This is a genomic window from Streptomyces sp. NPDC051921, from assembly GCF_040680975.1.
Classification (GTDB): domain Bacteria; phylum Actinomycetota; class Actinomycetes; order Streptomycetales; family Streptomycetaceae; genus Streptomyces.
On record NZ_JBFAXU010000001.1, the window covers coordinates 175072 to 189836 of the forward strand.

Sequence of the window (14765 nt, forward strand, 5' to 3'; positions counted from 1 at the left end):
GCCTTCCGGCCTCAGGCCGGAGAGCCCGCGGCCCGGAACGTGCGCCGGTAGGCCGTCGGGGTCACGCCGATCGCGCTCTGCAGGTGCACCCGCAGCGACTGGGCGGTGCCGAAACCGGAGTCGTGGGCGATCTGGTCGACCGGCAGGTCCGTGGACTCCAGCAGGTGCCGGGCCCGCTCCACGCGCTGCTGGGTGAGCCACTGGCCGGGGCTGGCGCCGACCTCCTCGCGGAACCGGCGGGTGAAGGTCCGCACGCTCATCGACTCCCGCACGGCCAGGTCGCGCAGCTGGATGGGTTCGTGGAGGTGGGCGAGCGCCCAGGCCCGGGCCGCCGTCGTGGTCGACGTCCCCGGCTCGGGCACCGGCCGCGCGATGTACTGCGCCTGTCCGCCGTCCCGGTGCGGGGGAACGACGGTGCGCCGGGCCACCTCGTTGGCGACGGCCGTGCCGTGGTCGCGGCGCACGATGTGCAGGCACAGGTCGATGCCCGCGGCGACGCCTGCGGAGGTGAGCACGTCCCCGTCGTCCACGAACAGCACGTCCGCGTCCACCCGCACTTTGGGGAAGAGCCGCTGGAAGTGGTCGGCGGAGGCCCAGTGGGTGGTGGCGGGCCGCCCGTCGAGGAAGCCTGCGGCGGCGAGCACGTATCCGCCGGTGCAGATGGAGACGAGCCGCGTGCCGGGCCGGATGTGTGCGAGCGCCGCCGCGAGTCCGTCGGGCAGCCGCCCCTCCTCGTAGACCGGGCCGAGCTCGTACGAGGCGGGCACGACGACCGTGTCGGCGGTGGCCAGGGCCTCGGGGCCGTGCTCGACGTGTACGGCGAAGTCGGCGTCCGTCGGGACCGGCCCGGGGGCGGTCGCGCAGGTCACGATCTCGTACAGGGGCCGACCCTCGGGATCCTTGGCGCGTCCGAAGATCCGGTGGGGAATCCCCAGTTCGAAGGGGAGCAGGCCGGGGAGGGCGAGGACGGCGACGCGATGGGGCCGCAGGGGGCGCACGGGTCGCACGGTGAGATCCCTCCGTAAAGAACTGGTGGTCCAGACCACGTCCTGGTACGTGTGTCTGTTCGTGACGGACAACGCGTACAAGTCTGAGGCCGCCGAGCGGATTCCCGTACCGGGGTCGCCCCCCGCACCCGTACCGGCCGGGCCGCCCGCACTGTGGAACCGTAACTTCCGGCTCTTCTTCGTCGCCCGCGCGGTCGCCGTCCTCGGCGAGGGCATGGTCCCGGTCGCCTTCGCCGCCGGACTCATCGGCGCCGGGCACCCCGGCTCCTCCGTCGGCTACGCGCTCGGTCTGTGGACCGCCGCCTTCGCGTGCTTCGTGCTCTTCGGCGGAGTGCTCGCCGACCGCTTCACCGCCCGCCGGATGATGATCACCGCCGACCTGATCCGGCTGCCCGGCACGGTGCTCCTCGCCGTCACCTTCGCGCTCGGCAGCCCGCCGCTGTGGGCCGTCTACGTGCTGTCCGTGGTCAGCGGCGTCGGTGCCGCGCTCTTCCAGCCCGGCGTCGCCTCCACGATCCCCCGCATTGCCTCCGACGTGCAGCGCGCCAACGCCGTCCTGCGGGTCGTCGAGGCCCTGATGACCATGGCGGGCCCGGCCCTCGCCGGTCTGCTCGTCGCCGTCCGGAACGCCGGCGCGGCCTGGGCCGTGAACGCCGCCGCCTTCGCGGTCAGCGCCGTCTGCTTCGTCCTGATGCGGATCCCCCCGGTCCCTTCCGACGGCGTCGAGCGCGGCTCCATGGGTGCCGAACTGGCCCTCGGGTGGCGTGAGTTCCGGGCCCGCAGCTGGCTGTGGGGCGTGATCTCCATCTGGACGGTCTACGGGCTGACCGTGGCGGGCCCGATGGTGCCGCTCACCGCGAGCCTGGTGACCGAGGACCACGGCTCGGCCACGTACGGCGTGCTGATGGCGGTCAACGGGGCGGGCAGCGCGGTCGGCGGCCTGCTCGCGCTGCGCCTGCGCCCGGTCCGCCCGCTCGCCGCCGGTGCGGTCGCCCTGCTCGGCCTGCCGGTCAACCTGCTCCTGCTCGGAACCGGCGCGCCGGTGCCCCTGCTCGGGGTGGGTCAGCTCGTCGGCGGCGCGGCCTTCGCCTTCTGGCTGGTCATGTGGTCGACCTCGGTCCAGACGCACGTCCCGCAGGACGAGCTGAACCGCATGCACGCGTACGACGTGGCCGGATCCTTGCTGATGATGGGCGTGGGCCGGGCCCTGTCGGGTCCGGTCGCGGCCGCGGTGGGCACGGAGGAGGTGCTGCTCTCGGGGGCCGGGATCGCGGTGCTCGTGGTGACGGCGCTGCTGGTGGTGCGCCCGATCAGGACGCTGCCGAGGGTGTGACCGGCCGGGAGGCGTCGGCCGGTGGCCGGTGGCGGGAACCGCCGGCCGGACCCGTCGGCCCGGTGCGTCGGCCCGGTGCGTCGGCCCGGACCGGCGGCACCGACGCGTCGGCTCGATGTGCTGCCGCGAGGCGTCGACCCGATGAGTCGGCCCGATCCATTGCCCGATGCATTGCCCGATCCGTTGGCCCGATCCGTTGGAAAGCTGTCGTTCGGGCCAATGGTGGGGGCGCCGTCCGCTCGACAAGCTGGGTGACGTGACCCAGACAACCGAGAGCCCCGCAGCCTCCGGCTCCGCCGCCGTCCGCCCGCCCCACCGGACACCCCGCGTGCACCGCGCGTGGTTCGTCGCCGCCGTCACCTTCGTCACGATCATCGGCGCGGCGGCCTTCGCGTCCCTGCCCGGGCTGCTCATCGAGCCGCTGCACGGAGAGTTCCACTGGTCGCGCGGCGCGATCGGCTTCGCGGTGTCGGTGAACCTGGCGCTGTACGGCCTGACGGCGCCGTTCGCGGCCGCGCTCATGGACCGGTTCGGCATCCGCCGGGTCGTCGCCGTGGCCCTGAGCGTGATCGCGCTCGGCTCGTTGCTGACCGTGGGGATGACGGCCACCTGGCAACTGGTCCTCTACTGGGGCGTCCTCGTCGGCCTCGGCAGCGGCTCCATGGCCCTCGCCTTCGCCGCGACCGTCACCAACCGCTGGTTCGTGGCGCGGCGCGGACTGGTCACCGGCATCCTCACCGCGGCGGGGGCCTCGGGACAGCTGATCTTCCTGCCGCTGCTGTCCTGGCTGGTCGAGCACCACGGCTGGCGCCCGGCCGCCGTGACCGTCGCACTCGCCGCGCTCGCCGTCGTCCCGTTCGTATGGCTGCTGCTCCGCGACCACCCGGCGGACGTCGGTCTCGCCCCGTACGGCGGGGAGTACGCGCAGAAGCCCGCGCCCGTCACCGGCGCCGCACGCCGCGCGGTCACCGTCCTCCTCAAGGCGGCCCGCACCGGCCCGTTCTGGCTGCTCGCCGGCACCTTCGCCATCTGCGGTGCCTCGACGAACGGTCTGGTGAAGACCCACTTCGTGCCCGCGGCCCACGACCACGGCATGCCCGTCCAGGCGGCGGCCGGACTCCTCGCGGTCATCGGCGTCTTCGACGTCGTCGGCACGATCGCCTCCGGCTGGTTCACCGACCGCTTCTCGCCGCGCCGCCTGCTGGCCGTGTACTACGCCCTGCGCGGCATCTCGCTGCTCTTCCTGCCGATGCTCCTCGCCCCTGCCGTGCACCCACCGATGATCTTCTTCATCGTCTTCTACGGCCTCGACTGGGTCGCCACGGTCCCGCCCACCATCGCGCTCTGCCGCGAGCACTACGGCGAGGACAGCGCCATCGTCTTCGGCTGGGTCCTCGCCTCCCACCAGGTCGGCGCCGCCCTCATCGCCTTCGCGGGCGGCCTCGCGCGTGACGTCTTCGGCTCGTACGACGTGGTCTGGTACGCCTCCGGCGCCCTGTGCGCGGCGGCGGCCCTGATGGCCCTGGTGATCCGGCGTCCGGGCGCCCGGACGGGCGACGCCGCGGCGGTCCCGGCCGCTGCCTGAGGGGCTGCGGGGCCGGTCGCGGTCAGCCCGCTGCCGGTCCACGGGCTCGAACCCGACGTGCGGACGCATGCCGAGGGCTGGCGCCAGGGGTTCGAGCCGGGGGCCTCGCTATCCCTCGAACCGCCCGAACCGCCCCCGGTGGAACAGCAGCGGCTCCCCGTCCTCGTCGGTGGCGCCCAGCGCCTCCACCCGCCCCACCACGATCAGGTGGTCTCCGCCCGTGTGGACCGTGGCGATCTCGCAGTCCACCCAGGCCGGGGCGTCCGGCAGTCGTGGCGAGCCGGTCGCCGGGGCCGGGGTCCAGTCCACCCCCGCGAACTTGTCCGCGCCGCTCACCGCGAACGCCCGGCACAGCGCGCCCTGTCGCGCGCCCAGGATGTTGACGCAGAAGCGTCCGGCGCGGGCGATCCGCGGCCAGGTCGTGGACGTGCGGGCGACCATGAAGGCGATCAGCGGCGGGTCGAGCGACAGCGAGGCGAAGGACTGGCAGGCGAAGCCGGCCGGCCCTGCGGCGTCGAGCGCGGTCACGATCGTGACGCCGCTCGCGAAGTGCCCGAGCACCCGCCGGAACTCGGCCGGATCGACGGACATCCGCTCGTCGTCCCGTACCGCCCGGAGCGCGGGGCGGGGCAGGGGTTCCACGGCCGTGGGCGCTCCGGCCGACCTGAGGTATCGGACGGCGGTGGCCGCCATCCCAGCGTGTCCCATCACACCGCCCATTGAAGCTGACGGTTCGTCAGATGAGAAGGGTCGTGGGGCGGTCGTCCCGCGCTCAGAGGTCGAGCACCCAGACGGCGCCGTTCTGGGCGAGCGTGATGTAGGCGTGACGGCCGTCCGGCGCCAAGGTGATGCGGGTGGGGTGGGCGCCGAGATGGAGGGTGTCGAGCACCTTGCCCGTGCTCGTGTCGATCACCGTCACGCTTTCCGAGGACTCGTTGGTGACGTAGGCCCGTCGCCCGTCCGCGGACACCACGACGTCCTTGGCGTGCCAGCCGACCGGGATGGGCCCGCCGGTCACCTTGCCGGTCCTCGTGTCGACCACGGACACGGTTCCCACCTGGTCCGTGACGTAGAGGTGGTGTCCGTCGGGTGTCACCGCGAGCCCGTACGTGAAGTTGCCGATGCGGCCGGGCCAGCCGACGACCTTGTCGGTGGCCGTGTCGATCACGGACAGGGAGGTGGGGGTTCCGTAACCGGCGTTGGCCACGTAGACACGCCGGCCGTCGGGGGACATCACCACTTCGGTAGGGGTGCTGCCGACCTTGATGTCGGCGACGACCTTGTCGGTCGTCGTGTCGATCACCGACACGGTGTCGGAGAAGGCGTTGGCGACGTAGACACGCCGGCCGTCGGGAGTGATGGCCAGGCCCAGCGGGCCTTCGCCCGCGCTGATGTGGCCGGTCTGCTTGTTGGTCGCCGTGTCGAACACGTAGACCGATCCGGAGCTGCTCCACGTTCCCAGGTTGGTGACGTAGGCGCGGCGGCCGTCAGGGGTGATCGCGACATCCGTCGGTTGGGACCCGGCCCAGACGCGTCCGGTCACCTTCCTGGTGGCCGCGTCGACCACGAACAGTCGGCCGTCCCCGGCGCAGGCCACGTAGACGTCGCTGCCGTTTGGAGTGATCGCGATGCCGTACGGGAAGCTGCCGACACGGAAGTAGGGACGAGGCGCGGCTTCCGCCGACGGCGCCACCAGAGCCCCGGCCAAGGCGAGCAGGACCGCCAGCGCGAAGCGGGCGACGGGGTACCGACGGGAAGAGAGGATGCTCATCGCGCCTCCTGCCCCTCTTCCAGGATCGCGCGTCCGGCCCTGCCCGCAACCGGAGTTCGCTCGCCGCGCCGGCCCTCGTGGGGCCCGCCTCACCGCCCGTCGTACGTCGGCGTACGCCGTTCCACGAAAGCCGCCACCCCCTCCTGCGCGTCCCGCGAGGTCATGCAGATCTCCTGTGCCGCCGCCTCCGCCGCGAAGGCGGTCGTGCGGTCGGACTCCAGGGAGGCGTTCACCAGCTGCTTGGTGAGGGTCAGGGCCCGGGTGGGGCCCTGGGCCAGGCGTTCGGCCCACTCGCGGGCCGTCTTCTCCAGCTCCTCCGCGGGTACGACCCGGTTGACCAGGCCCATCGCCCGCGCCTCGGCGGCCGGCAGCGCGTCGCCGAAGAACATCAGCTCCTTGGCCCGCTGCGGCCCCACCAGGCGCGGCAGCAGGTACGCCCCGCCGCCGTCCGGCACGATCCCGCGCCGTACGAAGACCTCCACGAACTTCGCCGACTCCGCCGCGAGCACCAGGTCGCACGCGAACGCCAGATGCGCCCCGATCCCGGCGGCCGTCCCGTTCACCGCCGCGATCACCGGCTTCTCGCAGTCCAGTACGGCCCCGATGAACCGCTGCGCGCCCTGTCGGATCATCCGGGCGACGTCGCCGGTGACCCCCTCCCGGCCCTCGGCCGGCGCCGGCGGCCCGCCCCGCAGGTCGGCGCCCGCGCAGAAGCCCCGCCCGGTGGCCGTCACGACCACGGCCCGGACCGCCGGGTCGGCGGAGGCCTCGGCGAGGAGCGTGATGATCCGCTCCCGCTGGTCCCAGGTGACCGCGTTCATCGCCTCCGGCCGGTTGAGCGTGATCCACGAGACGCCGTTCTCGACGGTGTGCAGTACCTCGGTCATCGACGTCTCCTATCGGCACACCGCGAGCGCGTCCAGGGCCACCGCCCCCTGCCCGCGCGGCAGCACCATCAGCGGATTGATGTCCAGCTCGGAGAGTTGCCCGTCGAGTTCGAGCGCCATGCGCTGCACCCGCAGGACCACCTCCACGAGCGCGTCCACGTCGGCGGGCGGCGCTCCCCGTACCCCGTCGAGCAGGGCCCGGCCGCGCAGTTCGCCGAGCATGTCCCGGGCCGCGCGCTCCCCGAAGGGCGGCACGCGCACGGCCGCGTCGTTCAGGACCTCCACGAGGACGCCCCCGAGGCCGACCGTGACCGTCGGCCCGAAGAGCGGGTCGTGGGTCACGCCCACCACCATCTCGACCCCGCGCCCCACCATCTGGCAGACCAGGACGCCGTCCAGGTCGATGCCCTCGTAACGGGCGATGTCGGTCAACTCGCGGTAGGCGTCCCGGATCTGGCTCGCCGAGGTCAGTCCGACCTTCACCAGGCCCAGCTCCGTCTTGTGGGCGAGCTGCGGACCCGAGGCCTTCATGACGACCGGGTAGCCGACCAGGCCCGCCGCCCGTACGGCCGCGGCGGCGCTGGTCACGAGCTGCTCGCGCGGCACCCGTATCCCGTACGCGCGCAGCAGCTGTTTCGCCGCGTGCTCGCTGAGCCGGTGGCCGGGCCGCATCAGGGCCTGCGCCTTGCGGAAGGAGGGGGACGGGGTGCGCGGGGCCTCGTCGAAGGGCGAGCGGTAGCCGGTGGTGAAGCGGTGGTGGTCGAGGTACGCCTTGACCGCGCCGATGCAGTTGCCGAACGTGCGGAAGGTGGCGACCCGCGAGGAGCCGAGCAGGGTGGTCCGGTAGGCGTCCTCGGTCCCGACGGGGGAGCCCCAGACCACGCAGATCAGTTTGTCCGTCTGCTCGGCCGCGTCGACGAGGTCCTGCGCGAGCTTGTCGCTCATGGGCGGGAAGGGGCCGGTGATCGGACAGATCAGCACCCCCACCTCCGGGTCGGCGAGGATCGCGTCGATGATCTTCCGGCCGCGCCAGTCGCCCACCGGGTGCCCGCCGTTGTCGACCGGATTGGCCACGCTCAGGTACTCCGGGATCCACTGGTGCAGCTCGTCCTGCCGTGCCTGCGAGAGCGTGGGCAGGGAGAGGCCGGCGGCGGTGGCGAGGTCGGAGAAGTGGGCGCCGGTGCCGCCGGAGATGGAGTACACGACGACCCCCTCGGCGACCGGCCTGCGGGCCCGCGCGAGCAGCGCCGCGGTGTCCTGGAGCTGGTCGAGGCCGTCGACCCGGATCACCCCGAACTGGCGCATGGCGGCGTCGACGACCTGGTCGGCCCCGGTGAGCTTGCCGGTGTGTGAGGCGGCCATGCGCGCGCCGGCCTCGGTGCGGCCGACCTTGACGGCGATCACCGGCACCTGGCGGCGGGCGGCCTGGTCGGCCGCGAGCAGGAAGGACCGCCCGTCCTTCAGCCCTTCCACGTAGCAGGCGATGGCCCCGACCTCGGGCCGGTGCGCGAAGTACGAGATGAAGTCGGCGGTCTCCAGGTCGGCCTCGTTGCCGGTGGGCGCCCAGTGCGAGAGGCGGACGCCCAGCTCCTGCATGGTGAAGACGGGCCGTCCCTGGTGGCCGGACTGGGTGATGAGTGCGACGGCGGGCCCCTCCAGGTCCTCGCGGAAGCGCTCGAAGGCGTTGAGGTTGGTGTTGGGACCGAGCAGCCGGAGGCCGGACCGCCCGACGGCGGCGGCGAGCCGCTCCTGGGCCTGGGCGCCCGTCTCCCCGGTCTCGGCGAAGCCGGAGGCGAAGGCGACGGCGAACTTGACCTTGGAGGCGCCCAGTTGCTCGATCACGGGCAGCGGGTCGGCGACGAGGAGGACGGCGAGGTCGACGGACTCGTCGAGGTCGGCCACCGAGGCCACGCAGTCGATGCCGAAGACGGCGGTACGGGTCGGGTGCACCGGTACGACGCGCGCCCCGACCCGCCCCGCCCAGTCGAGCAGCTGGCGGGTGATCCCGGTGTTGGGCCGCCCCTCGGCGTCGGAGGCGCCGACGACGGCGACCACCTCGGGCCGGAAGAACCGGTCGAGCTCGGGCACCGGCGCGTGCAGGGGGCGCCCGCTGACGTCCGTATCGCCCTCCAGGGCGGCGACGCCGTGCACGACGGCCCGGGCGGGCTGCTCGCCGCAGGCGTCGACGCGGGCGCGGAGGTCTGTGGTGAAGGTGCCGTGAGTGGATCCAAGCATCGTGTCGCTCCGCCCGTCCGTTCCGAGTCCCGTCCGATTCCTTTCTCTGACGCCTAGTCAGATTACAGAACTGACGAACAGTCAGGAATGGCCGTGACGAGCCGTCTTCGGCGCGGACGCGTGGCGATGTTGTGTGCGCACCGTGTCCGCTGCGCCGGGAAGCGCGTCGGGGGCGCGGCGGGCGGCGCGTCCGGCTCGCGGTCTGGTCGCCCGCGGGCGGGTCCGTGGCGAGGTGCCGCGCCGGTGCTCCTGCGCGGGCCGTGCCCTCCCTGCCCTCCTCCGCGTCCGTGCCCCGCCTCGGGCGGAGAGCAGGCCGCCCGGACCGGTTCGGGACCCCGAGTTCCGGCCTTCCGGCCGGACGGCTTTCCGGCCGGACGGCTTTCCGGCCGGACGGCTTTCCGGCCGGACGGCTTTCCGGCCCTCAGGGCTTCCGCCCGCCGGCCGCAGTGGCCGTCGGTCGCGCCCATCTTGCCGCCACGAGCAGGAACAGGCCGCAGGCCGCGACCAGCCACCATCCGGCACGGGAGGCGCCCGGAAGCTCCGCCGGGGCGACGCCCGTGACCAGGGCGCCCGCGAGGGCGATGCCGACCGCCGAGCCGACCTGGCGCGCGGTCGAGGTGATCGCCCCCGCCACGCCCGCGCGGGACGGCGGCAGTCCGCCGACCGCCGTGTTGGTGAGCGGCGCGTTGGCGAAGCCGAAGCCGATGCCGATCAGCAGGTGGGCGCCCAGGAGCAGCGGCATTCCGGTGTCCCGGCCGAGGCCCACCAGGCACAGACCGCCCGCCGTGGTGAACGCGCCCGCGAGGAGCAGCGGCCGGCGCGGCCCGTACCGCCCGACGAGGCTGCCCGACCACGGCGCGCACACGGTGGCGCCGAGCGCCATCGGCAGCGTCGCGAGGCCCGAGGCCAGCGGGGTGAGGCCGCGGGTGTGCTGGAGGTGGAGCGTGGTGAGCAGCAGCGTCACGTTCAGCGCGACGAACACGGCCGTGGCGCCGAGCACCGCCGTCGTGAAGGCCGGCCGCCGGAAGAGCCCGAGGTCCATCAGGGGCTCCGGTCGCCGCTGCTCGACGGCCACGAACCCGGCCGCGGCGAGCCCCGCCAGGGCGTAGCCGGTCAGTGCGGCGGGCGAGCCCCAGCCGAGGCGCGGCCCCTCGATGAGCACGCCCACCGTGAGACCGAGCGCCGCCGTGAGGAGCAGCTGGCCGGGCAGGTCGAGCCGCCGGGCGCGCTGCCCGCGGGACTCCGGCACGAACAGGGCGACCAGGGTGAGGGCGAGGACGACGACCGGCACGTTGAACCAGAACACCGAGCGCCAGCCGAACGCCGCGATCAGCGCCCCGCCGGTCACCGGTCCCGCCGCCATGCTCAGCCCGAACACCGCGGCCCAGACCCCGATCGCGCGGGCCCGTTCGCGCGGGTCGGGCATCGCGCTCACGACGATCGCGAGGGCCACCGGGCTCAGCATCGAGGCCCCGATCCCCTGGACCGCGCGGGCGGCGACGAGCGCGCCGAGCGACGGGGCGAGGGCGCAGGCGAGCGAGGCCAGTCCGAAGACGACGAGCCCGGCACGGAAGACCCGGCGCCGCCCGAAGCGGTCGGCGAGCGCGCCGGACACGACCAGCAGACCGGCCAGCACCACGGTGTACGCGTCCACGACCCAGGCGAGTCCGCGCGTGCCGGTGCCGAGTCCGCGGCCGATCTCGGGCAGGCCGACGTTGACGATGGTGGTGTCCACCCCCACCAGGAACATGCTCAAGGCGCAGACGGCGAGCACCGTCCAGCGCCGCCGGGCGCTCGGCTCTGCGGTGGCGGGTGCGGTCATGACATGCGTGGCCATGGGCGGGCCCTTTCGGTGCGGGATCGCGGATGCGCCCATGCTCGAAGCGGCCCCGGCCGCCTGCCCAGGAACTTTGCGGACATCGCAAAATGGGCCCATGGACCCTGAGACCGCGGAGATCCTCGATGGCATCGGCCCCCGGCTGCGCGCCCTGCGCCACGACCGCGGGCTCACCCTGGAGGCGCTCGCCGAGGAGACCGGCATCTCGGTGAGCACCCTCTCGCGGGTCGAGTCGGGTGTGCGCCGTCCGACCCTCGACCTGCTCATCCCGCTCGCCCGCGCCCACCGGGTCGCCCTCGACCAGCTGGTGGCGGCCCCGGCCACCGGGGACCCGCGGGTCCACCTCCGGCCCCGCAGCCGCGAGCGCGGCAGCGTTCTGGTGCCGCTGACGCAGTACCCGGGCCGGGTCCAGGTCTTCAAGCAGGTGCTCGCCCACCGGGAGCCGAAGCTGGTGACCCACGCCGGATACGAGTGGCTCTACGTCCTCGCGGGCGAGCTCCGGCTGGTCCTCGGCGCCCGCGAGGTCACCCTCCGGCCGGGTGAGGTCGCGGAGTTCGACACCGCCGAGCCCCACTGGTTCGGCCCGGCGGGCGCCGAAGCGGTCGAGATCCTCCACCTGTTCGGCCCGCACGGCGACCAGGCGGTCGTGCGCGAGGCACCGGAACGCGCCCCTGCCCCCGGGGCCCCCGGGTCCGAGGCGGGCCGTCCGTAGGGCGTGTCGGGCGTCGCGAGCCGGGCGGGACCGTACGGACTCGACCCTGGCCTGCCGGTTCCGGTCCGCCGGGCTCCTGGGTCACCCGCGCGGCGTCCGTCCGCCGGGCTCCTGGGTCACCCGCGCGGCGTCCGTCCGCCGGGGTCCTGGGTCACGCGCGCGGCGTCCGTCCGCCGGGCGATCCGCCGGGCGATCCGCTCCGCGTCGAGGGCCATCTCGCGGAGCATCCCGCTGATCGGGTTGGTGAAGCCGGTGAAGTAGAGCCCGGGTGCCTCGGCGGGACAGCGGGCGCCGCGCGTCACGGGCCGGCCGCGGTCGTCGAGGACGCCGAGGTGTCCGATCAGGGGCTCCAGGGCGCGCTGGTATCCGGTCGCGGCGATGATCGCGTCGGGGGTGAGGCGGGAGCCGTCGGCGAGGACGACCTCGGCGCCGTCGAAGGATTCCACGGCGGCCACCGGCTCGACCTTGCCGGCCCGTACGGCGGCGACCAGGCCCACGTCCTGCACCGGGACGGCGCCCTGGAGCACCCGGGAGTAGAGGCCGCCGGTCGGTCGCGGCAGCCCGTGCTCCGAGAGGTCGGCGGTGATGAACTTTCCGAGCAGGCCGGTCAGCCGGTCCACCACGCCCACCGGGAGCCGGCGCACCAGGATGCCGCTGCGCTGGGTGGGCCAGCCGAGGGTGGAGCGGCGGCAGATGTACGGAGCGGTGCGGACCGCGAGCCGTACCCGGGCGGCGCCGCCCTCGGCCAGGTCCGCCGCGATCTCGGCCCCGGTGTTGCCGGCGCCGACGACGAGGACGTCCCGGCCCTCGTACGGCCGGGGGTTGCGGTACGCGCCGGCGTGCACGAGCTCGCCGCCGTGCGTCCCCGCGTACGCCTCGAGGCCGGGCCAGCTCGGCACCCGGGGCGTGTGGTTGTAGCCGGTGGCGACGACGACGGCGCTGCCGACGAGCCGCCGCCCGCCCGTCGCGTGCAGCACCCAGGGGCCCGCGTCCGGGGACTCCGCGCGCTCGACCCGCGTGACCTCCACCCCGGTCACGATCTCCAGGTCGTGGAACTCGGCGTACGTCTCCAGGTAGCGCACCACGTCCGCCCGGGCCGGCCAACGGCCGAAGGAGCGGGGCATCTTCAGGCCGGGCAGCGCCGAGAGCCGGCGGGTGGTGTGCAGCCGCAGCCGGTCGTAGTGGTGGCGCCAGGAGTGGCCGACGGAGTCGGACCTCTCCAGGACGACGGCCCGTACGCCCCGCGCGCGCAGGGCGGCGGCGACGGCGAGTCCGCCGGGTCCGCCGCCGATGACGTAGACGGGGTGGGGCTGGGGGGTGACGGTCATGACTGCTGAGCGTAATGACGCGTACACGCCGTGGGTCTCGGTCAAGAGGGAGTTCGGTTGCGAATCGGTCACGCATGCAGAGGTTCGGCAGAGGTCTTGCGGAGAGGGCCGCCCATCCGCTGAACTGACGGCTTAACTGACGACCTGTCAGATTCCATGTCCGAAGGGCGGTCGGGGCACATGCAGACGATCTGGCTCACCGGCGCCGAATGGCTCGCCGTCCTCCGCATCGGCCTCGGCCTGTGGTGGCTGGAGAGCTGGCGCCACAAGGACCGCAAGGGCTGGTTCGAGCGCGGCACCGGCATCGCCTGGGCCGCCGACGTCGCGGCCAAGCACCGGTGGGCCGCCGTGAGGAACGGCTTCGACACGGTCGTCGCCCCCCGCCCCAAGGTCATGGCGTACGTGGTCGTCTACGCCGAACTCGCCCTCGGCCTCGGACTGGTCACCGGCCTCCTCACCCCCGTCGCCCTCGTCGGCGGCCTGCTGCTCAACCTGCTCTACCTGACCCTGATGATCCACGACTGGGCCGAGCAGGGGCAGAACGCGATGATGGCGCTGATCTCCCTCGTCGCCCTCTTCGCGATGTCCTGGCAGACCTGGTCCCTCGACCACGCGATCGGACTCTTCTGATGACGGCCACCCCCAGGGGCAACGGCACCCCGACCGGCACGTCGACCGGCACCTCCGGCGGCACCCCGACCGGCACCTCCGGCGGCACCCCGACCGGCACGTCGACCGGCACCTCGGCGAGCCTCCCGGACGTCGACGCCTTCACCCGCCCCTACTGGGACGCCGCGGCCGAAGGACACCTCCTGCTGCGCCACTGCACCGCCTGCGACCGGCCGCACCACTACCCGCGCGAGTTCTGCCCGCACTGCTGGAGCGAGGCCGTCGAATGGCGGCGGGCGAGCGGCCGCGCCGTGCTCTACACGTGGTCCGTCGTCCACCGCAACGACCTCCCGCCCTTCGGCGGGCGCGTCCCCTACGTGGCGGCGGTCGTCGACCTCGCCGAAGGCCCGCGGATGATGACCGAGATCGTGGACTGCCCGGAGTCCGGCCTGCGCATCGGCATGGACCTGGACGTCGCCTTCCGGGCGGAAGGCGACGTCCAGGTCCCGGTGTTCACGCCCCGGCGCTCCCGCTGACCCGCTCGACCGGGACCCACAGCTGGGAGTCCGTCTCCGCGCCGATCTCCACCGGCTGGGTCCGCAGCAGCTCCGGACCCGGCCGGCTCACGTACGGGTTCGACGGGAACCACTGCGTGAACACGTCCCGCCACAGCTCCTGGAGGGCGCTCGGATAGGGCCCGTGGTTGTCGAAGACCGCCCAGGTCCCGGCCGGCACGTCCAGGGCGTCGAGCTCCTCCGCGGTCGCCCCGGGACCGGTCGCCACACCGATCCAGTAGTCCACCTCGGCGCCCTCCTCCCGGCTGTCGGTCAGGTGCACCACCGCCGACAGGACCCCCTCGGGCTCGCCGTGGGCCAGCCCCTTCATCGTGACGATCGCCTGCTCGTCCAGCGTCTCCACGTGCTTCGCGGCGGCCGCGTTGACACCCTCGTGCACGAGCGGCACCCGTGCCTTCCTGCCGACGACCCGAAACGCGTCCTTCTCGACGATCCGGTACCGCATGGTCGTACTCCCTTCGACGACGACTCGGAAGGACATGCGCGGCTGCGCCGTGAGCGTCGCACCCGTGCGCCGGGCCTCGCCCGGCCCGATGCCGTGCACCGACCGGAACGCCCGGGCGAACGCCTCGCCCGAGCCGTAGCCGTACCGCACGGCGACGTCGAGCAGCGTCCGCTCCCCGTCCAGCACCTCGGCACCGGCCAGCGTCATGCGCCGGCGCCGTACGTACACGGAGAGCGGCATCCCGGCGAGCGCCGAGAACAGGCGCCGGAAGTGGTACTCCGACGTCATCGCGATCCGCGCCACCTCGGCGACGTCGACCTCTCGGCCGGCCTCCGCCTGGAGGCACCGCTCGATGTGGTCGAGCGCCTGGTTGAGCTGCTCCAGCAAGAGTGCGTGTCCTTCCCTCTGACGTCTTCACCGTAGGAACCACCACCCTCCCAG

General features: G+C 73.7%; 13 protein-coding genes. 5 read left to right on the forward strand and 8 right to left on the reverse strand.

Features of this window, described 5'->3' with window-relative positions; genetic code table 11:
* Positions 1–11 precede the first annotated feature (11 nt).
* The gene (locus AB0M16_RS00840) at positions 12–998 is read right to left on the reverse strand and encodes a helix-turn-helix domain-containing protein (protein ID WP_365337925.1); all 987 of its coding nucleotides are present in this window, start codon (positions 996–998) and stop codon (positions 12–14) included.
* A gap of 109 nt (positions 999–1107) precedes the next feature.
* Between AB0M16_RS00840 and AB0M16_RS00845 the strand changes: the two genes are divergently transcribed.
* Positions 1108–2340, forward strand: coding sequence for an MFS transporter (locus tag AB0M16_RS00845; RefSeq protein ID WP_365337927.1), 1233 nt, complete (start codon positions 1108–1110; stop codon positions 2338–2340).
* Positions 2341–2596: 256 nt separating this feature from the next.
* On the forward strand, positions 2597–3925 hold the full coding sequence (locus AB0M16_RS00850; protein ID WP_365337295.1) for an MFS transporter: 1329 nt from the start codon (positions 2597–2599) through the stop codon (positions 3923–3925).
* Positions 3926–4033: 108 nt separating this feature from the next.
* Here AB0M16_RS00850 and AB0M16_RS00855 read toward each other — a convergent pair whose 3' ends face one another.
* The 5 genes from AB0M16_RS00855 to AB0M16_RS00875 all read right to left on the reverse strand — a co-directional run bounded on the left by AB0M16_RS00855 (position 4034) and on the right by AB0M16_RS00875 (position 10655).
* On the reverse strand, positions 4034–4618 hold the full coding sequence (locus AB0M16_RS00855) for a flavin reductase family protein (protein ID WP_365337929.1): 585 nt from the start codon (positions 4616–4618) through the stop codon (positions 4034–4036).
* A gap of 79 nt (positions 4619–4697) precedes the next feature.
* On the reverse strand, positions 4698–5696 hold the full coding sequence (locus AB0M16_RS00860) for a YncE family protein (protein WP_365337296.1): 999 nt from the start codon (positions 5694–5696) through the stop codon (positions 4698–4700).
* An 89-nt stretch (positions 5697–5785) separates the two neighbouring features.
* Positions 5786–6583, reverse strand: a complete 798-nt coding sequence (locus tag AB0M16_RS00865; RefSeq protein WP_365337298.1) for an enoyl-CoA hydratase-related protein — start codon at positions 6581–6583, stop codon at positions 5786–5788.
* 9 nt (positions 6584–6592) lie between these two features.
* Positions 6593–8818: an acetate--CoA ligase family protein gene (locus AB0M16_RS00870; protein ID WP_365337300.1), complete on the reverse strand. Its 2226-nt coding sequence runs from the start codon at positions 8816–8818 to the stop codon at positions 6593–6595.
* Between the two features lie 421 nt (positions 8819–9239).
* On the reverse strand, positions 9240–10655 hold the full coding sequence (locus tag AB0M16_RS00875; RefSeq protein ID WP_365337302.1) for an MFS transporter: 1416 nt from the start codon (positions 10653–10655) through the stop codon (positions 9240–9242).
* A 97-nt stretch (positions 10656–10752) separates the two neighbouring features.
* On the opposite strand from AB0M16_RS00875, the gene AB0M16_RS00880 reads away from it, so the two are divergent.
* Positions 10753–11367: a helix-turn-helix transcriptional regulator gene (locus AB0M16_RS00880; protein ID WP_365337304.1), complete on the forward strand. Its 615-nt coding sequence runs from the start codon at positions 10753–10755 to the stop codon at positions 11365–11367.
* A 116-nt stretch (positions 11368–11483) separates the two neighbouring features.
* Here AB0M16_RS00880 and AB0M16_RS00885 read toward each other — a convergent pair whose 3' ends face one another.
* Positions 11484–12695 (reverse strand): NAD(P)/FAD-dependent oxidoreductase, encoded by a 1212-nt coding sequence (locus tag AB0M16_RS00885; protein WP_365337306.1) that lies wholly within the window; start codon positions 12693–12695, stop codon positions 11484–11486.
* A 180-nt stretch (positions 12696–12875) separates the two neighbouring features.
* Here AB0M16_RS00885 and AB0M16_RS00890 point away from each other — a divergent pair, with 180 nt between their 5' ends.
* Positions 12876–13325, forward strand: coding sequence for a DoxX family protein (locus AB0M16_RS00890; RefSeq protein WP_365337308.1), 450 nt, complete (start codon positions 12876–12878; stop codon positions 13323–13325).
* A complete protein-coding gene (locus AB0M16_RS00895; protein ID WP_365337310.1) occupies positions 13325–13840 on the forward strand; it encodes a Zn-ribbon domain-containing OB-fold protein in 516 nt (171 codons plus the stop codon). Before AB0M16_RS00890 ends, AB0M16_RS00895 begins: the two co-directional genes overlap by 1 nt.
* Here AB0M16_RS00895 and AB0M16_RS00900 read toward each other — a convergent pair.
* Entirely contained in the window at positions 13818–14711 is an 894-nt protein-coding gene (locus tag AB0M16_RS00900; protein ID WP_365337312.1) for a GyrI-like domain-containing protein, read from the reverse strand. The genes AB0M16_RS00895 and AB0M16_RS00900 overlap by 23 nt on opposite strands.
* Positions 14712–14765 lie beyond the last annotated feature (54 nt).